This is a genomic window from Streptomyces sp. TBY4 (assembly GCF_024213195.1).
Lineage (GTDB): Bacteria > Actinomycetota > Actinomycetes > Streptomycetales > Streptomycetaceae > Streptomyces.
Genome location: NZ_JANAVF010000012.1, coordinates 66210 through 87282 on the forward strand (window position 1 = coordinate 66210; position 21073 = coordinate 87282).

Annotated in this window: 17 protein-coding genes; 15 read left to right on the forward strand and 2 right to left on the reverse strand. The window is 73.4% G+C overall.

Translation table 11 applies throughout. The features are described 5' to 3' along the window. Nucleotides 1-32: 32 nt before the first annotated feature. Nucleotides 33-881 (forward strand): oxidoreductase, encoded by an 849-nt coding sequence (locus NLX94_RS26140; RefSeq protein ID WP_254385545.1) that lies wholly within the window; start codon nt 33-35, stop codon nt 879-881. A 390-nt stretch (nt 882-1271) separates the two neighbouring features. Here the strand turns inward: NLX94_RS26140 and NLX94_RS26145 are convergent, their stop codons facing one another. Further along, on the reverse strand, nt 1272-2141 hold the full coding sequence (locus tag NLX94_RS26145; RefSeq protein ID WP_254385546.1) for an HAD family phosphatase: 870 nt from the start codon (nt 2139-2141) through the stop codon (nt 1272-1274). Between the two features lie 491 nt (nt 2142-2632). Here NLX94_RS26145 and ssd point away from each other — a divergent pair, with 491 nt between their 5' ends. The 7 genes from ssd to NLX94_RS26180 all read left to right on the forward strand — a co-directional run bounded on the left by ssd (nt 2633) and on the right by NLX94_RS26180 (nt 7842). Then, complete coding sequence (ssd, locus tag NLX94_RS26150; protein WP_254385682.1) at nt 2633-3865, forward strand: septum site-determining protein Ssd; 1233 nt, start codon at nt 2633-2635, stop codon at nt 3863-3865. After that, the gene (locus tag NLX94_RS26155; protein ID WP_254385547.1) at nt 3862-5010 is read left to right on the forward strand and encodes a TadA family conjugal transfer-associated ATPase; all 1149 of its coding nucleotides are present in this window, start codon (nt 3862-3864) and stop codon (nt 5008-5010) included. Before ssd ends, NLX94_RS26155 begins: the two co-directional genes overlap by 4 nt. Continuing rightward, nucleotides 5007-5891 carry a type II secretion system F family protein gene (locus NLX94_RS26160; RefSeq protein WP_254385548.1) on the forward strand — a complete coding sequence of 295 codons (885 nt, stop codon included), beginning with the start codon at nt 5007-5009 and terminating at the stop codon, nt 5889-5891. The genes NLX94_RS26155 and NLX94_RS26160 overlap by 4 nt, the downstream gene beginning before the upstream one ends. Further along, nucleotides 5891-6667 carry a type II secretion system F family protein gene (locus tag NLX94_RS26165; protein WP_254385549.1) on the forward strand — a complete coding sequence of 259 codons (777 nt, stop codon included), beginning with the start codon at nt 5891-5893 and terminating at the stop codon, nt 6665-6667. The genes NLX94_RS26160 and NLX94_RS26165 overlap by 1 nt, the downstream gene beginning before the upstream one ends. A 179-nt stretch (nt 6668-6846) precedes the next feature. Beyond that, on the forward strand, nt 6847-7062 hold the full coding sequence (locus NLX94_RS26170) for a DUF4244 domain-containing protein (protein WP_254385550.1): 216 nt from the start codon (nt 6847-6849) through the stop codon (nt 7060-7062). After that, complete coding sequence (locus NLX94_RS26175; protein ID WP_254385551.1) at nt 7049-7402, forward strand: TadE family type IV pilus minor pilin; 354 nt, start codon at nt 7049-7051, stop codon at nt 7400-7402. The genes NLX94_RS26170 and NLX94_RS26175 overlap by 14 nt, the downstream gene beginning before the upstream one ends. Continuing rightward, nucleotides 7399-7842, forward strand: a complete 444-nt coding sequence (locus tag NLX94_RS26180) for an Rv3654c family TadE-like protein (protein WP_254385552.1) — start codon at nt 7399-7401, stop codon at nt 7840-7842. The genes NLX94_RS26175 and NLX94_RS26180 overlap by 4 nt, the downstream gene beginning before the upstream one ends. Nucleotides 7843-8357: 515 nt before the next feature. Here the strand turns inward: NLX94_RS26180 and NLX94_RS26185 are convergent. After that, the gene (locus NLX94_RS26185) at nt 8358-10736 is read right to left on the reverse strand and encodes a DEAD/DEAH box helicase (RefSeq protein ID WP_254385553.1); all 2379 of its coding nucleotides are present in this window, start codon (nt 10734-10736) and stop codon (nt 8358-8360) included. A 162-nt stretch (nt 10737-10898) separates the two neighbouring features. Here NLX94_RS26185 and bldG point away from each other — a divergent pair, with 162 nt between their 5' ends. From bldG to topA, 7 genes are all read left to right on the forward strand, one after another. Further along, a complete protein-coding gene (bldG, locus tag NLX94_RS26190) occupies nt 10899-11240 on the forward strand; it encodes an anti-sigma factor antagonist BldG (RefSeq protein WP_243339893.1) in 342 nt (113 codons plus the stop codon). Between the two features lie 101 nt (nt 11241-11341). Further along, nucleotides 11342-11782, forward strand: a complete 441-nt coding sequence (locus NLX94_RS26195; RefSeq protein ID WP_254385554.1) for an ATP-binding protein — start codon at nt 11342-11344, stop codon at nt 11780-11782. Nucleotides 11783-12438: 656 nt separating this feature from the next. Next, nucleotides 12439-14856 (forward strand): sodium-translocating pyrophosphatase, encoded by a 2418-nt coding sequence (locus NLX94_RS26200; RefSeq protein WP_254385555.1) that lies wholly within the window; start codon nt 12439-12441, stop codon nt 14854-14856. Between the two features lie 201 nt (nt 14857-15057). Next, nucleotides 15058-15624, forward strand: a complete 567-nt coding sequence (locus NLX94_RS26205) for a small secreted protein (RefSeq protein WP_254385556.1) — start codon at nt 15058-15060, stop codon at nt 15622-15624. A 251-nt stretch (nt 15625-15875) separates the two neighbouring features. Next, nucleotides 15876-17429, forward strand: coding sequence for a methyltransferase (locus tag NLX94_RS26210; RefSeq protein WP_254385557.1), 1554 nt, complete (start codon nt 15876-15878; stop codon nt 17427-17429). A 142-nt stretch (nt 17430-17571) separates the two neighbouring features. Further along, nucleotides 17572-17769: a hypothetical protein gene (locus NLX94_RS26215; RefSeq protein ID WP_254385558.1), complete on the forward strand. Its 198-nt coding sequence runs from the start codon at nt 17572-17574 to the stop codon at nt 17767-17769. A 437-nt stretch (nt 17770-18206) separates the two neighbouring features. Continuing rightward, complete coding sequence (gene topA / locus NLX94_RS26220; protein ID WP_254385559.1) at nt 18207-21026, forward strand: type I DNA topoisomerase; 2820 nt, start codon at nt 18207-18209, stop codon at nt 21024-21026. Nucleotides 21027-21073: the final 47 nt, after the last annotated feature.

Below are 21073 nucleotides of genomic sequence, written 5' to 3' on the forward strand. Positions count from 1 at the left end.
CTATGGGGGAGCAGTGCGTAGGCTCCTTACTTATGAGTAGCGCCTCTGCTTCCGCCGCCGCCCCCACGCCCGCCGACCCGCTCGCCCCGCTGGCCGGCCTGCCGGGCGTCGCCGAGTCCGTGGAATCCGTACGCAAGGCCGTGGACCGGGTCTACGGCCACCGCGTCATGCGCCGCCGCGCCGTGGCGGTCGCCTCGGAGGCCGCGCTGCGCGGAGCGCGCGGGAGCGCGGCGCTGTCGGGTGCCGACTGGGCACTGGAAGAGGTCCGCCGACGGAGCGACTTCGGCTCGGAGTCGGAGGCGCGCACGGTGGGCGCAGCCCTGCGCCTGACGGCGGAGGCGGGCCAGCTGCTGAGCATCTGGCGCCAGTCGCCGCTACGGGTCCTGGCGCGGCTCCACCTGGTGGCCTCGGGTTCCACGGCCGACGGCGACGTGGTCGGCCGGCCCCGGCTGGCCGGCGAACCGGTGGACGAGCCGCTGATCGACCTGCCCCTGCCCGACGCGCAGGAGGTGGCGGGACGGCTGGAGGGGCTCTCCGGCCTGATCATCGCGGGCGGCTCCGCTCCGGCGCTGATCACGGCGGCGGTGGTGCACGGCGAGCTGCTCGCGCTGCGTCCGTTCGGCTCGTACAACGGCCTGGTGGCGCGGACGGCGGAGCGGATCGTGCTGATCAACAGCGGTCTGGACCCGAAGGCGATCTGCCCGGCGGAGGTGGGTCACGCGGAACAGGGCCGGGAGGCCTACGTGGAGGCCTTCGAGGGCTACGTCTCCGGTACCGCGGAGGGGATGTCGGCCTGGATCGCGCACTGCGGACGGGCGATCGAGCTCGGGGTGCGGGAGTCGACGGCGGTCTGCGAGGCGCTCCAGCGCGGCGCGGCCTGACGGGAGGGGTTTCGAGCGGGGGGTCTGGCCCGAAAGGCCCCGGACATGGGTTGCGGCGACACCGTACTGCTCTGGTGTCGCCGCTGGCATTTACGCCCAGTTACCAAGCGTCCTCGATGTTTGCCCATCAGGTCGGGATCTTTGCCCGTTACCTGGTGCGGCTGGCCCGTAATCGACGGGTCGACGTCGCGTGGGTGCTCGGCGTTCATGCGATCTTGCTTCGGTCCGTGGGCCATACTGCGTTTTAAAGATGATCCTCTCGGATGTTCTTTGGTCTCGCGGGCCTTGACTCCTTTGTACTCCGCTTCGGAGGGGAGCGAAACCCCTGGCCGCATTTCTTTGCTTTCCGGTGCGATCCGGGAGGTATCGGACACTCGGTGTTCGCGCAGGTCAGCGGGGTACGGCAGCCGCCAGCGCGCGCCGTCGGCTCGCGTACCAGACCAGTCCGGCGGTGGCCGCCGCCGCGCCCACCGCGGCGGCGGCGACCAGGGCCGGCCGTGCGGGCATCGACAGTCCCGGCAGCCGCTGCTTCAGCCGGACCGGCCGGTTGAAGACCAGTACCGGCCACTCGCGCGCCACCGCCTCCCGGCGCAGCGCCCGGTCGGGGTTGACCGCGTGCGGGTGCCCGACCGCCTCGAGCATCGGGATGTCGGTCACCGAGTCGCTGTACGCATAGCAGCGCGCGAGGTCGTACCCCTCGGACTCCGCGAGTTCCCGTACGGCCTCCGCCTTGGTGGGGCCGTAGGCGTAGTACTCGATCTCGCCGGTGAAGCAGCCGTCCTCGCCCACGACCATCCGCGTGGCGACGACGCGGTCGGCGCCCAGCATCTCGCCGATCGGCTCGACGACCTCGGCTCCGGAGGTGGACACGATCACCACGTCGCGTCCCGCGGTGTGGTGGGCCTCGATGAGGGAGGCGGCCTCGTCGTAGATCAGGGGGTCGATGAGGTCGTGCAGGGTCTCGGCGACGATCTCCCGGACCTGCTGCACGTTCCACCCCTTGCAGAGGGCGGACAGGTACTCCCGCATCCGTTCCATCTGGTCGTGGTCGGCGCCGCCGGCCAGATAGATGAACTGGGTGTAGGCGGTGCGCAGCACGGCCCTTCGGTTGATCAGGCCGCCCTGGTAGAAGGACTTGCTGAACGTCAGAGTGCTCGACTTCGCAATGACCGTCTTGTCCAGGTCGAAGAAGGCTGCGGTGCGAGGCAAGGAGTGCGGCAAGGGCTGATTTTCCACGCCCCGAGCATATGCGCCCACCATTCGGCGTAAAGTGCGGCGCGTGGGTTTGCCTGAGAAGCCTCTCGGGTACACCATGGAAGTCACGGATCGTTCGCGACCGTGCTAACCCGGTCTGGCTCCTCCCCCCCCGAGTCGGACCGTGGGGACGACCCCCGCTCTCCCCCCCGGCGGGGGTCGTCGCATGTCCGGACGCGGTTCGCGTCCCTGCTTTCGACCCCAAGTGATCATTCCTAGGCCCTCCTCGTCTTCGGGGGGCCTGCGCGTCGAAGGCCCTCACCCTCCCGAACTCGTCACTGTGCGTAGTCGTTCCGGCGCGCTCCGGAACTCACCTGTTGGGGTGAGCGAGTTATTCACAATGGGGTGCCCGTCCACGGTTTTAGAGCAAGATCCACTTCTTTTTCCCGATCCCGTCACGGTGATTCCGGCCGCGAAGTCCGCGGCGCTGGATTTGCGGTGAGAAGGAGGCGGAGATCGTGGCTGGATCGAAGTCGTGTGAAGTCCGGGATCTCGCGGTGACGGGCGGGGCCGGGCCGAATCCCGGGGCCGGGGGCCATGTGCCCGCCGGCGGACGGCCGCTGATCATCACCGAGGACCCCCTGCTGCTCGACGACCTGCTGCGGCTGTGCGCCGCCGCGGGGGCCGAGCCGCATGTGCACCACGCGGTGCCCGAGCAAAGCGGAGCCGGGCGGGGGCGTGGCGACGGGAGTGGCGGCGGGAGTGGCGGCGGGAGTGGCGGCGGGAGCGGAGACGGTCCCCCGGAGGGCTCGGAGGCCGTGGGCGCCCCAGGGGTCGCGGGTGTCGGCTGGGAGTCGGCGCCGCTCGTCCTGGTCGGCGACGATGCCGCCCGGCGGGTGCGCGGCGCGCCCCGGAGGGACGGGGTCTTCCTCGTCGGCCGGGATCTGGACGACCCCCACGTATGGCAGCGGGCGGTGGAGATCGGCGCCGAGGAGGTGCTGACCCTCCCCGACGCGGAGAGCCGGCTCGTGGACCGGATCGCCGATGTGGTGGAGGGGGCCGGGCGGCCCGCCCTCACGGTCGGGGTGATCGGGGGCAGCGGCGGAGCCGGAGCGTCCACCCTCGCCTGCGCCCTGGCCCTGCGGGCCGCCCGGGCCGGGGAGCGGACCATCCTCATCGACGGCGACCCCCTCGGCGGCGGCATGGACGTCCTGCTCGGAGGCGAAGCCGCCGAAGGACTGCGCTGGCCCGACTTCGCCGCCTCGCGCGGCCGCGTCGGGGCCGGAGCCCTGGCGGAATCCCTGCCCGAACTGCACGCCCTGCGGGTGCTCAGCTGGGACCGCGGGGACCGCGTGGTGGTGCCGCCCGCGGCGATGCGCTCGGTGGTGTCCGCCGCGCGGCGCCGGGGCGGGGTCGTCGTGGTCGACCTGCCGCGCCGGGTCGACGAAGCCGTCGCCGAGGTGCTCGCGCAGCTGGACCTGGTGCTGATGGTGGTACGGGGTGAGCTGCGGGCGGTGGCCGCGGCCGGCCGGGTGGCCGCCGGAGTCCGGATGGTGGCCCGCGACGTCCGCGTGGTCGTACGGGGCCCCGCGCCCGGCGGACTCGACGCCGAGGCCGTCGCCGGACTGCTGGGGGTGCCGCTGGCCGGCGAGGTGCCGGTCGAAGTGGGGCTCCCGGGCCGGGTGGCCGAGGGCGAACCCCCGGGAGCGCACGGCCGGGGCGCCCTGGCCCGCTTCTGCGACGGCTTCTGGCAGCGCGCGCTCGGCTCCGCCCAGGGGGTGTCGGCATGAGCGCCGTACTCCTGGACGCGGTGCGCCAGCGGCTCGCCGAGAGCGGGGCGGAGCCCACCCCGGCGCGGGTGGCGGCGGCCCTGCGGGCCCAGGGCCGGCTGCTGGGCGACGCGGAGGTGCTGGGCGTCGCCGCCGAGCTCAGGTCCGAACTGGTCGGCGCGGGCCCGCTGGAGGCACTGCTCGCCGACCCCGAGGTCACCGACGTCCTGGTGGCCGCTCCCGACCGGGTGTGGGTGGACCGCGGCGGCGGGCTGGAGCTGACCGGGGTGACCTTCGCCGACGCCGCCGCCGTGCGCAGGCTCGCGCAGCGGCTCGCCGCCGTCGCCGGGCGCCGCCTCGACGACGCCCGGCCCTGGGTGGACGCCCGGATGCCCGACGGCACCCGGCTGCACGCCGTCCTGCCTCCGGTCGCCGTCGGATCGGCGTGCCTGTCCCTGCGGGTGGTGCGGCCGCGCGCCTTCACCCTGGAGGAGCTGGTCGCGGCCGGGACGCTGCCGCCCGGCGGGCAGCGGCTGCTGCGGGACATGGTGCGGGCCCGGCTGTCCTTCCTGGTCTCGGGGGGAACCGGCACCGGCAAGACCACCCTGCTCAGCGCACTGCTCGGGCTGGTCGGTCCGGGGGAGCGGATCGTGCTCGCCGAGGACTCGGCCGAGCTGCGGCCCGACCATCCGCACGTGGTGCGGCTGGAGACCCGGCCGGCCAACCAGGAGGGCGCCGGTCAGGTCACCCTCGCCGACCTGGTCCGCCAGGCGCTGCGGATGAGGCCGGACCGCCTTGTCGTCGGCGAAGTCCGGGGCGCCGAGGTGGCGGACCTGCTGGCCGCCCTCAACACGGGGCACGAAGGCGGGTGCGGCACGGTCCACGCCAATGCCGCCGCCCATGTTCCGGCCCGGCTGGAGGCCCTCGGGACGGCCGCCGGGCTCGACCGGGCCGCCCTGCACAGCCAGTTGGCGGCGGCCCTGACCCTGGTGGTGCACCTCGTACGGGACCGGGCGGGCCGGCGCCGGGTCGCCGAGGTGCACGTCCTGGAGCGGGACCCCGCCGGGCTCGTGGTCACCGTGCCGGCGCTGCGCTGGGGCGCCCGGGGGTTCGTACGGGACCGGGGCTGGGAGCGGCTGCGCCCGCTGCTCGCGGGTGCCCGGTGAACGCCGGGGCGGTGGCGGCGCTGCCGGTGTCCGCCGGGGTGCTGTGCGCAGCGGCGGCCGCCTGGGCGCTGGCAGGGGCCGACGGGGTCTCCCGCCGGGCCAGGGCGGTGCTGGCCGGGACGGGCCCGCCCGCACCGGTGGGGCCCGCGCCCTGGGAGCGGCTGTGGGCCGGAGTCCGGGTCCGGGCGGCGCACGGACGGGAGTGGGCCTGCCTCGGGGCCGGGCTGGCGCTCGCGCTGCTGGGCGGGTCGGTGCTCCCGCTGCTCGCGGGGGCGGCCGCCGTGCCGCTGGTGCGCCGGTGGCTGCGGGCCGGGCACCGGGCGCGGGCCCGGACGGCGCGGGCCGCCGAAGTGGTGGCCCTGTGCGGCGCGGTGGTCGGCGAACTGCGCGCCGGGGCGCAGCCGGGCCGGGCCCTGACCGAGGCGATGCGCCGCACGGTGTCGGGCCCCGGCGGGCCGGGAGCTGCGGAGGCCGGGGTGCTGGCTGCCGCCGCCTTCGGCGGGGACGTCGCCGCGGCACTGCGGCAGGCGGCGCGGGAGCCCGGCGCGGAGGGGCTCGCGGCGATGGCGGCCTGCTGGCGGGTCTCGGTGGACGGCGGCGCCGGGCTGGCCGCCGGACTGGACCGGCTGGAAGGGGCCCTGCGGGCCGAGCGGGACCGGGCGGAATCACTGCGCGCCCAGCTGGCGGGAGCGAGATCGACGACGGCGGTCCTGGCCCTGCTCCCGGGGGTCGGCCTGCTGATCGGCACCGGGCTGGGGGCCGATCCGCTGCGGGTGCTCCTGCACACGCCGGTGGGGTGGGCCTGCCTGCTGGCCGGTGCGGTGCTGGAGGCGCTGGGGCTGCTGTGGTGCCGGCGGATCGTCCGGGCGGGGGAGCGGTGATGGGCGGCTTCGCGATCCACAGGCTGGGGATGGCCCTGTGTCTCGCGACGGCGGCGCTGTGCGCGGCGTCGGTGGTGGCGGGGCGCGTCCGGGAGCGGGCGGCCCGGCGCCGGCTCACCCGCCTGCTCGGGGCGGGGGCGGCGCGCAGGCGGCCGCTGCCCGGTCCACGGCTCCGGGCGGCGCCGGCGGCCTGGGCCGGGCCCGCCGGAGCGCTGGTGGTGACCTGGGTCCTGATCGGCGGGCTCGCGGGCGCGGCGGCCGGCTGCGCGGCGGGCTTCGCGGTCCGCGCGTGGCTCGCCCGGCAACGGCCGGCCGCGGGGGTGGACACCGGGGAGGCCGAACGCCAGCTCCCCTTCGCAGCCGACCTGCTGGCCGCCTGCCTGGCGGCGGGGGCCGGGCCGGTGGACGCCGCCGAGGCGGTGGGGGAGTCGCTGGGCGGCCCTGTGGGCGAGCGGCTGGCGATGGCCGGGGCGGAGCTGCGGCTCGGCGGTGAACCGGGCGCCGCGTGGGGGAGGTTGGCGGAGATACCGGGAGCCCGCGCCCTGGCCGACTGCCTGGAGCGCGCCGCCCGTACGGGGGCGCCCGCGGCGGAACCGGTCTCCCGGCTCGCTTCGACGCTCCGCGCGGAGCGCGCGCACCGGGCGGGGGCCCGGGCGCAGCGGGCGGCGGTCCTCGTCACCGCGCCGGTGGGCCTGTGCTTCCTCCCCGCCTTCCTTGCGCTGGGAGTGGCGCCGGTGGTGATCGGCATGGCCTCCGGCCTCCTGTCCGGCAGTTGAGAGGGGTCCGAAGTCGATCAGGAAGTCGATCTGGGAGTCGATCTGGAGGCCATCCGGAGACACGTCCGCGAGGCCCGCCGAAGGGGCGCACGAATGACCAGCTGAATGACCGGCCGAATTGGCCAACTGAAATGACCATCTGAGATCACGTCAAAAAGCTGAATCAGCGGGAGGTTGTCATGTCGATCATCTGGTTTCGCGTGCGGACGGGACTGAAGGGACTGGCGGGGTGGAGGCGCCGTGCGGGCGATGCGGGAATGTCCACTTCGGAATACGCCATGGGCACGATCGCGGCGTGTGCGTTCGCGGCCGTTCTGTACAAGGTGGTGACAAGTGAACTGGTCTCGACGGCACTTCAGTCGACCATCGGGAAGGCGCTCGATGCGCCGTTCTGACCGGGGTTTCGTGACGGCGGAGGCGGCATTGGTCATTCCGGCGCTGGTGCTCTTCGCGGCGCTGCTGGTGTGGGCGCTGATGGCGGCCGCCGCGCAGATCCGGTGTGTCGACGCCGCTCGGGCCGGCGCCCGGGCGGCGGCCCGGTCGGAACCGGCGGGCGCGGCGGTGGCGGCCGCGGTGGCCGCGGCCCCGCCCGGGGCGCGGGTGGAGCTCTCGCGGACGGGTGACCTGTGGCGGGTCCGCGTCTCGGCTCCCGCCCCGGGACCGGCCGCGCTGCCGGTCCGCCTCACCGCCGTGGCCGCCGCCCTGGCCGAGGACACCGTGGGGCCGCCGCCGTGACCGGGGCGCGTGCGGAGGCGCGGGACCGGGGGTCGGCGACGGTGTGGGGTGTCGTGGTGGCGACCGTGCTGGTGGCGGTGTTCGGCGGGGTGCTCCTGCTCGGGCAGGCGGTGGTCTCCCGGCACCGTGCCGGGGCCGCCGCCGACCTGGCCGCCCTCGCCGCGGCGGTGAGCTGGGCCCACGGCCCGGCGGCGGCCTGTGCCACGGCGGCACGGGTGGCGGGGGCGCAGGGCGCGCAGGTCACCGGGTGCGTGGTGACGGGTGAGGTCGCGGAGGTCACCGCCCGCGCCCCGACGGGCCCCTTCGGCCCGGAGCTGCGCTCCCGCGCGGGCCCGCCGCCGCCCGCACTGCTCGATGAGGGTGCCTCCACGAGTTCGGGCCGGCCGGGCGAGGGCTCTCCGCGGGGCCGCGCCGCCCCGGTGAGGCCATCTCCTTGGTGAGGGCGCTTTCACGGGGCCGGGCCACCCCGATGGGGGCACTTCTGCGGGCCCGGGCCGGGCGGCGGTGTGGTGCGGGCGGAGGGGAGGGGCGATATCCAGCCAATCGGCCGCCGGCCCGCGAGGCCCGCGCGGACCGCCCGGGCGGTGCGGTGCGGCCCGGACCCCCCGGGACCGGGATCGGGGCTGGGGACGACCTGCCCCTGGACCCGCCCGGGACCTGCCCTGGGACCTGCCCTGGGACCTGCCCCGGGACCTGCCCCGGGACCCGCCCGGGACCCGCCCTGGGACCCGCCCAGGACCCGCCCAGGACCCGCCCAGGACCCGCCCAGGACCCGCCCCGGGACCTGCCCCGGGACCCGCCCGGGACCCGCCCGGGACCGGCCCAGGACCCGCCCCGGGACCCGCCCAGGACCCGCCCGGGACCCGCCCAGGGCCCGCGCCGGGACCTGCCCTGGGAACTGCCCCGGGACCTGCCCCGGGACCCGCTCAGGACCCGCCCAGGGGTGCGGAAGCGCTCAGGGGGCTGGTGGTGGGGGTTCCGAGAGGAGGTGGGTGAGGAGGCGGACGGCGCCGCGCTTGTGCAGGGGGTCGTTGCCGTTGCCGCACTTCGGGGACTGGATGCAGGAGGGGCAGCCGGCCTCGCACTCGCAGGCGGCGATCGCGTCGCGGGTGGCCGTCAGCCAGGCGCGGGCCGTGTGGAAGGCGCGCTCGGCGAAGCCGGCTCCGCCCGGGTGGCCGTCGTAGACGAAGACCGTCGGAAGGAGGGTGTCGGGATGCAGCGGGACGGAGACCCCGCCGATGTCCCAGCGGTCGCAGGTGGCGAAGAGCGGCAGCAGGCCGATGGAGGCGTGCTCGGCGGCGTGCAGAGCGCCGCCGAGGATCTCCGGGTTGATCCGGGCCTCGTCGAGCTGGTCCTCGGTGACCGTCCACCACACGGCCCGGGTGCGCAGGGTGCGGGGCGGCAGGTCCAGCTTGGCCTCGCCGAGCACCTCGCCGGTGATCAGCTTGCGGCGCAGGTAGGAGACGACCTGGTGGGTGACCTCCACGGAGCCGAAGCAGAGCCGGCCCCGGCCCCAGGCGATCTCCGTCTCGGTCTCCAGGACCGAGATGGCGGTCGTGTCCCGGGCCGTGGTGGAGAAGGGCGGGTTCGCCTCCTCGACCAGCGCGACCGAGTCCTCCAGGTCCAGGTGCTTCACGAGGTACGTGCGGCCCTGGTGGAGGTGGACCGCCCCGTCGTGGACGGCGGTGTGGGAGGCCTCCTCGTCGACCGTGCCCAGCAGCCGGCCCGTGGCGGCCTCCACGATCTGGACCGGGCGCCCGCCGCCGCCCCGGATGTCGGTGAGGTCCGAGGCCCGTTCCCGGCGGGTCCAGTGCCAGGCCGTGGCCCGCCGCCGCAGCAGTTTCGCCGCTTCGAGCTGGGGGAGGAGCTCGCGCGCCGCCGGGCCGAAGAGGTCGAGGTCGGGCTCGGTCAGCGGCAGCTCCTCCGCCGCCGCGCACAGGTGGGGGGCCAGGACGTACGGGTTGTCGGGGTCCAGGACCGTGGCCTCCACCGGCTGCTGGAAGAGGGCCTCGGGGTGGTGGACCAGGTAGGTGTCCAGCGGGTCGTCGCGGGCGATCAGGACGGCCAGCGCGCCGTGGCCCGAGCGTCCGGCCCGGCCGGCCTGCTGCCACAGGGAGGCGCGGGTGCCGGGGTAGCCGGTGATCAGGACGGCGTCGAGGCCGGAGACGTCCACGCCCAGCTCCAGGGCGGTCGTCGCGGCCAGGCCGAGCAGGTCGCCCGAGTGCAGGGCCCGCTCCAGGGCCCGGCGCTCCTCGGGCAGGTAGCCGCCGCGGTAGGCCGCGACCCGCCGGGGCAGCGAGCGGTCCACGGCGGCGAGCTTCTCCTGGGCGATCACCGCGATCAGCTCGGCGCCGCGCCGTGAGCGGACGAAGGCGACCGTACGGACGCCCTGGACGACCAGGTCGGTGAGGAGATCGGCGGTCTCGGCGGTGGCCGTACGGCGTACGGGTGCGCCCCGCTCGCCCTTGAGCTCGGTCAGGGGCGGCTCCCACAGGGCGAAGAGGACCTCACCGCGCGGGGAGGCGTCGTCGGAGACCTCCACCACCGGCAGGCCGGTCAGCCGGGACGCGGCGGTCGCCGGGTCGCTCGCGGTGGCGGAGGCCAGCAGGAACACGGGATCGGAGCCGTAGCGGGCACACAGCCGGCGCAGCCGCCGCAGGACCTGGGCGACGTGGGAGCCGAAGACGCCCCGGTAGGTGTGGCACTCGTCGATGACCACGTAGCGCAGGGCCCGCAGGAAGGAGGACCAGCGCGGGTGGGCCGGGAGGATCCCGCGGTGCAGCATGTCGGGATTGGTGAGGACGTAATTGGCGTACTGGCGCACCCACTCGCGCTCCTCGAAGGGGGTGTCCCCGTCGTAGACCGCGGGCCGGACGGCGTTGCCGAGGGGGCCGGCCAGTTCCCGCACGGCGCGGCGCTGGTCGGCGGCCAGGGCCTTGGTCGGGGCCAGGTACAGGGCGGTGGCGCCGCGCCCGTTGGGTGCCTCGGCCCCGTCGGCGAGGGCGGAGAGCACGGGCGCGAGGTAGGCCAGCGACTTGCCCGAGGCGGTGCCGGTGGCGACGATCACGGACTCCCCGTCGAGGGCGTGCTCGGCCGCCGCGGCCTGGTGTTCCCACGGATGGTCGATTCCGGCGGCCGCAATCGCGGCTACGACATCAGTTCGGATGCGATCGGGCCAGACCGCATGACGGCCCTCCCGAGGGGGCAAGTGCTCCGTATGGGTGATGCGCGCAGCCCGGGAAGGCCCCCGTGACAGCCGGTCCAGGACCGTGCCGGGGGTGGGTCTGATGTCCTCGTGTGCCGTGGGCGGACCGGGACGGTGAGTGTTGGCCATTGGAACCGAGTGTGTCACCGGCGTGCGGGACAATGGTCAGAAGGCGTCGTGCGCGCCTGCCGGTAAGTGATTGAATGCCATCGCGGCAGCCAATCCCTCTCCCACCCCCGGGTGGGGAGGCCCCTGGGGGGCGCCGCTCGATAGCAAGGTGCTGGAGGATCCGTGGACCTGTCCCTGTCGACTCGCACTGTCGGCGACCGTACGGTCGTGGAGGTCGGTGGCGAGATTGATGTGTATACCGCGCCCAAGCTGCGCGAGCAGTTGGTCGAGTTGGTGAACGACGGCAGCTACCACCTGGTTGTCGACATGGAGCGAGTGGACTTCCTCGACTCCACCGGACTTGGTGTGCTCGTGGGAGGCCTCAAGCGCGTCCGCGCGCACGAGGGCTCGCTGCGTCTGGTGTGCAACCAGGAGCGCATCCTGAAGATCTTCCGAATCACCGGTCTGACCAAGGTGTTTCCGATCCACAACTCGGTGGAAGACGCCGTCAACGCCACCGACTGAGGGCGCTCGGCGGCGAAACGGCCGATGATGGAGCGGGGGGTACCGGGCCACGAGCGGTCCGGGCCCCTGTAAGGCACGCCCGTAGTCCGAGGGGGACGCGCATGGCCACCGTTGAACTGCGCTTCAGCGCCCAGCCCGAACACGTCCGGACGGCCCGCCTGGTCGCGGCCGCCGTGGCGCGCCGGGCCGGTGTGGAGGAAGCCGTCCTCGACGAGGTCCGCCTCGCCGTGGGCGAGGCCTGTTCGCGTGCCGTCGGACTGCACCGCACCAACGGGCTGACCGCGCCCGTCCGGGTGGTGCTGACCGAGGAGGAGAAGGTGTTCTCCATCGCGGTCAGCGACGAAGTGCCCGGACCGGCCGGCGGCCCGGATGCCGCCGTGCCCGGGATCGACGCCGTGCTGGACCCCGACGCCGAGGGCGAGGACGAGATGGGCCTCGCCGTGATCAGCGGCCTGGTCGACGACGTCGACGTCATCAGCGGCGAGGCCGGCGGGACCATCCGGATGAGCTGGCCCGTCTCGGGTACCTCCGAACTGGCTTAGTAGACCCCGCTCAGCAGACCCCGCTCAGCAGACCCCGGCCGGGCCTCGGCTCGGCTGCGCCATCGCTTCGTGCCCGCCGGGCGGCCCCTCGTGCCGCCCGGCGGGCCTTTGTGCTGCCCGGGAAGCCCGTGCGCTGCCCGGGGGGCCTTCGTGGCGGGTGGTGGAGGGGGCTGGCGGGTTCTCGTCCTGCCCGGCGGGTTTGGTGGGTTCCCGTCGGTTTCCTGTCCCGTTCCTGTCCCGGTGGGGGTGGCCGCGGGGCGTTGCCGGAGGCCGGTCGTCTGGCGGCGGGGGACCGGGCGGGTGCCGGTAAGGCGTGGGAAGCGCCGATCACGGGGGCGCCGATGATGTTCCGCCGCGCGTGCCGACGTATCTTCCGATCTTATTCAATGGTGTGCCGAGCAGGGCCTTTCGGGTGCCCGTAGATCAATTCCGTGATCGTTCTCCGGCCGTTCTCCGATCGCTCTCCGCCGGATTTCCTGATCGCTGATCAAGCGTCAATGCTTTTGCCCCGTTACCGCTTTCGAGGGTAATGGAGTGACCAGATCTATTGGTGAGGAGCAAGTGCGGGCCAATTCCGTTTCCCGCGTACTGTTTTGATCGGGTCGCGCTCCCTACAATCCGTCCACATCTTGAGCTCATCACGTCAAGGAGGACGAATGACGGGGCTCTTCACCCCTATCGCGCCGGGTCGCACCACGGACCTGGCATCCGCAGTACTCACGGATGACAATCGGCTCATCGTGATCATCATTGCGGCCGTGGCCATCGCCGCGCTCGTCGTCGCGCAGATCCTGGTCCGCCAGGTGCTCGCCGCCGACGAGGGAACCGACAAGATGAAGGAGATCGCCGCCGCCGTCCAGGAAGGCGCCAACGCCTACCTCGGCCGGCAGCTGCGCACCCTCGGCATCTTCGCTGTCGTCGTGTTCTTCCTGCTGTTCCTGCTCCCCGCCGACGACTGGACGCAGCGGGCGGGACGTTCCGCCTTCTTCCTCGTCGGCGCCATCTTCTCGGCGGCCACCGGCTACATCGGCATGCGCCTCGCGGTGCGTGCCAACGTCCGCGTCGCCGCCGCCGCGCGCGAGGCCACCCCCGCCGAGGGCGAGCCCGCCAAGGACCTGACCGAGGTCTCCCACAAGGCCATGCGGATCGCCTTCCGCACCGGCGGCGTGGTGGGCATGTTCACCGTCGGCCTCGGCCTGCTCGGCGCGTCCTGCGTCGTGCTCGTCTACGCCGCCGACGCGCCCAAGGTCCTGGAGGGCTTCGGCCTCGGCGCCGCGCTCATCGCGATGTTCATGCGTGTCGGAGGCGGCATCTTCACCAAGGCCGCCGACGTCGGCGCCGACCTGGTCGGCAAGGTCGAGCAGGGCATTCCGGAGGACGACCCGCGCAATGCCGCGACCATCGCCGACAATGTGGGCGACAACGTCGGAGACTGCGCGGGAATGGCCGCCGACCTCTTCGAGTCGTACGCCGTCACTCTCGTGGCGGCCCTCATCCTCGGCAAGGCCGCCTTCGGCGACCTGGGCCTGGCCTTCCCGCTGATCGTCCCCGCCATCGGGGTCGTCACCGCCATGATCGGCATCTTCGCGGTCTCCCCGCGGCGCACCGACCGCAGTGGAATGACCGCCATCAACCGCGGCTTCTTCATCTCCGCCGCGATCTCGCTGGTCCTCGTCGCCATCGCCGTCTACGCCTACCTGCCGGGCACCTACAAGGAGCTCGTCGGCGTCGACGACGCCGCGATCTCCGGGCACTCCGGCGACCCGCGGATCCTGGCGCTGGTCGCCGTCGCCATCGGCATCGTGCTCGCGGCCCTGATCCAGCAGCTCACCGGCTACTTCACCGAGACCAACCGCCGTCCCGTCCGGGACATCGGCAAGTCCTCCCTGACGGGCGCCGCCACGGTCGTGCTCGCCGGCATCTCGGTCGGCCTGGAGTCCGCCGTCTACACGGCGCTGCTCATCGGCCTCGGCGTGTACGGGGCGTTCCTGCTCGGCGGCACCTCGATCATGCTGGCGCTCTTCGCCGTGGCGCTGGCCGGCACCGGCCTGCTCACCACGGTCGGCGTCATCGTCGCCATGGACACCTTCGGCCCGGTCTCCGACAACGCCCAGGGCATCGCGGAGATGTCCGGGGACGTCGAGGGCGCCGGAGCGCAGGTCCTGACCGACCTGGACGCGGTGGGCAACACCACCAAGGCCATCACCAAGGGCATTGCCATCGCCACGGCCGTGCTCGCCGCGGCCGCGCTCTTCGGCTCGTACAACGACGCCATCGCGAACGCGGTGAAGGAGGTCGGTGCCAAGACGGCCGGGGAGATGAACCTCAGCCTGGACATCGCCCAGCCCAACAACCTGGTCGGGCTGATCCTGGGTGCGGCCGTCGTGTTCCTGTTCTCGGGCCTCGCCATCAACGCGGTGTCCCGTTCGGCCGGCGCGGTCGTCTACGAGGTGCGCCGCCAGTTCCGGGAGCACCCCGGGATCATGGACTACACCGAGAAGCCCGAGTACGGGCGCGTCGTGGACATCTGCACCAAGGACGCGCTGCGCGAACTCGCCACGCCCGGGCTGCTCGCCGTCCTCACCCCGATCGCGGTCGGGTTCACGCTCGGCGTCGGAGCGCTCGGTTCCTTCCTCGCCGGCGCGATCGGCACCGGCACCCTGATGGCGGTCTTCCTCGCCAACTCCGGTGGCGCGTGGGACAACGCGAAGAAGCTCGTCGAGGACGGGCACCACGGCGGCAAGGGCAGCGCGGCCCACGAGGCGGTCGTCATCGGCGACACCGTCGGCGACCCGTTCAAGGACACCGCCGGCCCCGCCATCAACCCGCTGCTCAAGGTGATGAACCTGGTGGCACTGCTGATCGCCCCCGCGATCGTGCAGTTCAGCTACGGCGCGGACACCAGCCCGACCGTGCGGGCGATCGTCGCGATCCTCTCGATCGGCATCATCGTCGGCGCGGTGTACGTCTCCAAGCGCCGCGGCATCGCCGTCGGCGACGACGCCGAGGGCGAGGGCTCGACGGCGGAGCGGGTGGGCCAGCAGGCCGACCCGGCGGCGGCGGTCTCCTCCTGAGACGGCAGCGGTCGCGGGCCTGAACCGGCCCGCTGCGGCTTCACTCGATCCGGCTCGGCCCGGCTCTCTTCGGCCCGACTCGGCCGTGCGCCCGAATGGCGGACGGGGGGCGCGTACTGACGCGCCGTCCGTCCGCCTTTGCGTTTCCCGGATGGTGGACGTGTATCTTCCGGGCCGAGAGCCTTCGAAGGGACCAATCCGGTGAACAAGAAGCTTGCGGCCGCGGTATCGGGCGCTGCGGTGCTGATGCTCGTCCTGTCCGGCTGCGGCGGGGACGACGGCGACAAGAAGACCGACGCCTGGGCCAAGAAGGTCTGCGACAGCTGGCAGCCCGAGCTCGAGAAGATCGAGAAGGCGAACGCCGACATCAAGCGGGTGGCGACCGAGAGCAGCAAGCCCGAGGAGGTCCAGTCGACCGACTCGGCGGCCTTCGGGACCATGTCCGAGTCGTACAAGGCGATGGGAACGGCCCTCGGCAACGCGGGAGTTCCGCCCGTCAAGGACGGGGAGAAGACCCAGGCCGCGGCGGTGATGGGCTTCGAGTCGACGTCGGCGGGCTACACCGCCCTGAAGACGAAGATGGACGCCCTCGACCCCAAGGACCAGGGCAAGTTCGCGGAGGGCCTCAAGGAGGTCGCCGGCGGTCTGGAGGAGGCGACCAAGGGCGGCAAGGAAGCCCTCGACCAGCTCAAGGCGGGCGGGCTCGACAAGGCGATGAACGGTCAGAAGGGCTGCCAGGTGACGACTCCGTCGCCGGCGAAGTCCTAGCTCGCACCGCCGCCTTGAGGGGCGGCGCCGCACACACCGGGGCGGCCGGGATCCTTCAGGACCCGGCCGCCCCGGCGCGTCTCCGCCCGTTCGGGCCGCCCGCGAGCGCGCTGTGAGTCGTACGGGACTGCGCCCGGCCGGGGCCCGTCCCGGGGTGCCGCGCCCGGGCGGCGGCTCGCGGCGGCGACGGGCGCCCGCGCCGCAGGCCGTGTGGCGCGGGCAATGGCGGCGGCAGCGGCCACAATGGGCGGGTGAGTACCACCAGCCTTCCTTCCGGTCTGCCCACCCGCCTCCCCTCGCCGGCCCGCGCGGCCGAGCTGCGCGCCGCGTTCCTCGCCGCGGGCTTCACCGCCGACGGGCTCCTCGACCTGCTCGGCGCCCCGGCGTACGCCGCCCTGGCCCGCAGCGAGACGGTCCCCGCCCTGCGCGCCACGCGGAGCCGCGGCGACGGGCCGCTCGCGAGCCTGACCCGGCTGTTCCTGCTGCGCCAGCCGGTGCCGCACGTGCACGCCGCGGCCGCCCTGCCCGTCGAGGCGGCGCTGGCCGACGGCTGGCTGCGGCGCGAGGGCGACGAGGTGCACGCCACCGTGGACGTGCGCCCGTACGGCGGTCCGGACGGCGAGGACTGGTTCATCGTCTCCGACCTCGGCTGCGCCGTCGGCGGGGCCGGCGGCATCGGCAGCCGCGAGGAGGGGGTGGTCCTCGGGGTCGGCGGCGCCTCCACGACCCTGGCCGGGATCACCGTCCGCACGCCGGTCGGCTCGGCCCTCGACGTCGGCACCGGATCCGGGATCCAGGCCCTGCACGCCGCCCAGCACGCGACCCGGGTGACGGCGACCGATGTCAACCCGCGGGCCCTGGAATTCACCCGGTTGACGCTGGCGCTGTCGGGGGCCCCCGAAGCGGAACTGCTCGCCGGGTCGCTGTTCGAGCCGGTCGGCGCGGCCACGTACGACCTGATCGTGTCGAATCCGCCCTTCGTGATCTCCCCCGGAGCCCGGCTGACGTACCGGGACGGCGGGATGGGCGGCGACGACCTGTGCCGGACCCTGGTCCAGGAGGCCGGGGCCCGGCTCAACCCGGGCGGATTCGCGCAGTTCCTGGGCAACTGGCAGCACGTGGACGGCGAGGACTGGCACGACCGGGTGCGGGCCTGGGTGCCGCGCGGCTGCGACGCCTGGATCGTGCAGCGCGACGTGCAGGACGTGACGCAGTACGCGGAGCTGTGGCTGCGCGACGCGGGCGACCACCGCACCGACCCCGCCGAGTACGAACAGCGGTACGAGGACTGGCTGGACGAGTTCGAGGCGCGCAAGACCAAGGCCGTCGGCTTCGGCTGGATCACGCTGCGGCGCAGCGACGCGGCAGAGCCGTCGATCGTGGTCGAGGAGTGGCCGCACTCGGTGGAGCAGCCGCTCGGGGAGGCCGTCGTCGAGCACTTCGCGCGCCAGGACTACCTGCGCGACCACGATGACGCGGCCCTGCTCGCGGGCTACTTCCGGCTGACCGGGGAGGTCGTGCAGGAGCAGGTCGGCGCGCCCGGGGCGGAGGATCCGGAACACGTGGTGCTCCGGCAGAACCGGGGCATGCGGCGCGCCACCAAGGTGGACACGGTCGGGGCCGGTTTCGCCGGGGTGTGTGACGGATCACTGAGCGCGGGGCGGATTCTGGACGCGATCGCCCAGTTGGTGGAGGAGGACCCGGTGGTCCTGCGGGACCGGACGCCCGAGGCGATCCGGATGCTGGTGGAGCAGGGGTTCCTGGAGCCGGTGACCGGGGCGGAAGCGGGAGCCGCGGAGGAGTAGGGCGGTCCGGCCGTCGGGCCGGCCGGCAGTCGGAGCCGGGATGTAACCCCAGGTTCGCCCGCTGTCTCCCCCCGGCTGAAATCCTCCCGGCAGCGGGATCCGGGGGGATCCCGGGAGCGGCCCGGGGGATGAGGGGAATGGCATGGAGCACGGTCCGGCGATCTTCGCAGCGGCCGTGTTCCTGCTGTTCGGGGCCGCTCTGCTGGTCTGGACGGGGGCGCGCGCCGCACGCGGCGCGCCGGTGGCCGAGGGCGTGCGCCCCCTCATGGCCGTACCGCTGGCACTGCTCGCCGGCGCGGTCTCGCTGGCCCTCGGGGCCTGGTGCCTCGGACGGCTGTGAGGGCGGCGGCCGCCTGAGGCGAAGCTCACGGGGCCGGGGTGGTGTCGCCCCGGTGGCCGGGGTGGTGGTCGCTTGTGGGGGTGGGTGCTTCGGGCCGGCGGGGCGGGGCCGGGGATCGGGGGCGCGGAATCGGCCGGATGTCGCTCACGTCCGGCGCGGGGCGCCGGGTTTCCTCCGCTCGTCCGGAATGCGCGCAGGATCGTAAAGCACGATGTGGGGCGGGGTCCTGGGGCGGGGCCAGACGGCCCCTCGGCCACTCTGCCCGGTGAGCGCGCAGGGCCCGGCGCGGCATCCGGGCGGCAGAAATGGCACTTGTCGGGTTACCGTTCGAGTGGCCGTTGCGGGCTTCTGCCGTTTGACACGGGGGCGGGTTGTACCGTCACACTCCGCAGCGTCGCCGTACTGCGACCGAGTGCCGACCGGAGAGAAGAGCCAAGTTGTCCCCGACTAGCGAGACCGCAAAGGGCGGCCGCCGACTCGTCATCGTCGAGTCCCCTGCCAAGGCGAAGACGATCAAGGGCTATCTCGGCCCGGGATACGTCGTCGAGGCGAGCGTCGGGCACATCCGCGACCTCCCCAGCGGCGCGGCCGAGGTTCCCGACAAGTACACCGGTGAGGTCCGCCGGCTCGGCGTGGACGTCGAGCACGACTTCGCGCCGATCTACGTGGTCAACGCCGATAAGAAGGCCCAGGTCAGGAAGCTCAAGGAGCTGCTGGCCGAGTCCGACGAACTCTTCCTCGCCACCGATGAGGACCGCGAGGGCGAAGCCATCGCGTGGCACCTGCAGGAAGTCCTCAAGCCCAAGGTCCCCGTCCACCGGATGGTCTTCCACGAGATCACCAAGGACGCGATCCGCGACGCCGTCGCCAACCCGCGCGAGCTGAACCAGCGCATGGTCGACGCCCAGGAGACCCGCCGCATCCTCGACCGCCTCTACGGCTACGAGGTCTCGCCGGTCCTGTGGAAGAAGGTCATGCCGAAGCTGTCGGCGGGCCGCGTCCAGTCGGTGGCCACCCGCATGGTGGTCGAGAAGGAGCGCGAGCGCATCGCCTTCCGCTCGGCCGAGTACTGGGACCTGACCGGCACCTTCGCCACCGGCCGCGCCGGTGACGCCTCCGACCCCTCCACGCTGGTCGCCCGCCTGAACACGGTGGACGGCAAGCGGATCGCCCAGGGCCGCGACTTCGGTTCGACCGGGCAGCTCAAGAGCGAGGTGCTGCACCTCGACGAGGCGAACGCGCGGGCGCTGGCCGCCGCGCTGGCGGAGACCTCCTTCGCCGTCCGCTCGGTCGAGTCCAAGCCGTACCGCCGCTCCCCGTACGCCCCGTTCCGTACGACGACGCTCCAGCAGGAGGCCTCGCGCAAGCTCGGCTTCGGTGCGAAGGCGACGATGCAGGTGGCGCAGAAGCTGTACGAGAACGGCTTCATCACCTACATGCGTACCGACTCCACGACCCTCTCCGACACCGCGGTGTCGGCGGCGCGGGCGCAGGTCACGCAGCTCTACGGGGCCGAGTACCTGCCGGAGAAGCCGCGCACCTACGCGGGCAAGGTCAAGAACGCGCAGGAGGCGCACGAGGCGATCCGGCCTTCGGGTGATCGTTTCCGCACTCCGGCCGAGACCGGTCTGACCGGCGACCAGTTCCGCCTGTACGAGCTCATCTGGAAGCGGACCGTCGCCTCGCAGATGAAGGACGCGGTCGGCAACTCGGTGACCGTGAAGATCGGCGGACGGTCGAGCGACGGACGTGACGCCGAGTTCTCGGCCTCCGGCAAGACGATCACCTTCCACGGCTTCATGAAGGCCTACGTCGAGGGCGCGGACGACCCGAACGCCGAGCTCGACGACCGCGAGAAGCGCCTCCCGCAGGTCGCCGAGGGCGACGCGCTGTCGGCCGAGGAGATCACGGTCGACGGCCACTCGACCAAGCCGCCGGCCCGCTACACCGAGGCCTCGCTGGTCAAGGAGCTGGAAGAGCGGGAGATCGGCCGCCCGTCGACGTACGCGTCGATCATCGGCACGATCCTGGACCGCGGGTACGTCTTCAAGAAGGGCACGGCGCTCGTGCCGTCCTTCCTGTCGTTCGCCGTGGTCAACCTGCTGGAGACGCACTTCGGCCGGCTCGTCGACTACGACTTCACCGCCAAGATGGAGGACGACCTCGACCGCATCGCGCGGGGCGAGGCCCAGTCCGTGCCGTGGCTGAAGCGCTTCTACTTCGGCGCGGAGGACGCGACCGAGGTCGTGCCGGCCGACGGCGACGCGCTCGGCGGCCTGAAGGAGCTGGTGACCGACCTGGGCGCGATCGACGCCCGGGAGATCTCCTCCTTCCCCGTCGGCGACAACATCGTGCTGCGCGTGGGCCGCTACGGGCCGTACGTGGAGCGCGGCGAGAAGGACGCCGAGGGCCACCAGCGGGCGGACGTCCCGGAGGAGCTGGCCCCCGACGAGCTCACGGTCGAGTACGCGGAGGAGCTCTTCGCGAAGCCGAGCGGCGAGTTCGCGCTCGGCAAGGACCCGATCAGCGGGAACGAGATCGTCGCGAAGGACGGCCGCTACGGGCCGTACGTGACGGAGATCCTGCCCGAGGGCACGCCGAAGACGGGCAAGAACGCGGTGAAGCCGCGGACGGCCTCGCTGTTCCAGTCGATGAGCCTGGACACGGTCACGCTCGAGGACGCGCTGCGCCTGATGTCCCTCCCGCGGGTCGTGGGCGTGGACGCGGAGGGCGCGGAGATCACCGCGCAGAACGGCCGCTACGGCCCGTACCTGAAGAAGGGCACGGACTCGCGGTCGCTGGAGACCGAGGACCAGCTCTTCGCCATCACCCTGGAGCAGGCGCTCGCGATCTACGCGCAGCCGAAGCAGCGGGGGCGCGCGGCGGCGAAGCCGCCGCTGAAGGAGCTCGGGACGGACCCGGTCAGCGAGAAGCCGGTGGTCGTCAAGGACGGCCGGTTCGGGCCGTACGTGACGGACGGCGAGACGAACGCGACGCTGCGGCGGGACGACGACGTCGAGACGATCACGCCGGAGCGGGGCTACGAGCTGCTCGCGGAGAAGCGCGCCAAGGGCCCGGCGAAGAAGACGGCCAAGAAGGCGGCGAAGAAGGCTCCCGCGAAGAAGGCGACGGCGACGAAGACCGCCGCCGCCAAGAAGACGACGACGGCCAAGAAGGCGACGGCGGCGAAGAAGACCACCGCCACCGCGAAGAAGACCGCTGCGAAGAAGACGGCGGCCGCCGCGGCGGACGAGTAGTCACCGGCAGGGCCCGTGCAATGCGCACGGGCCCTTGCTGTTTCAGC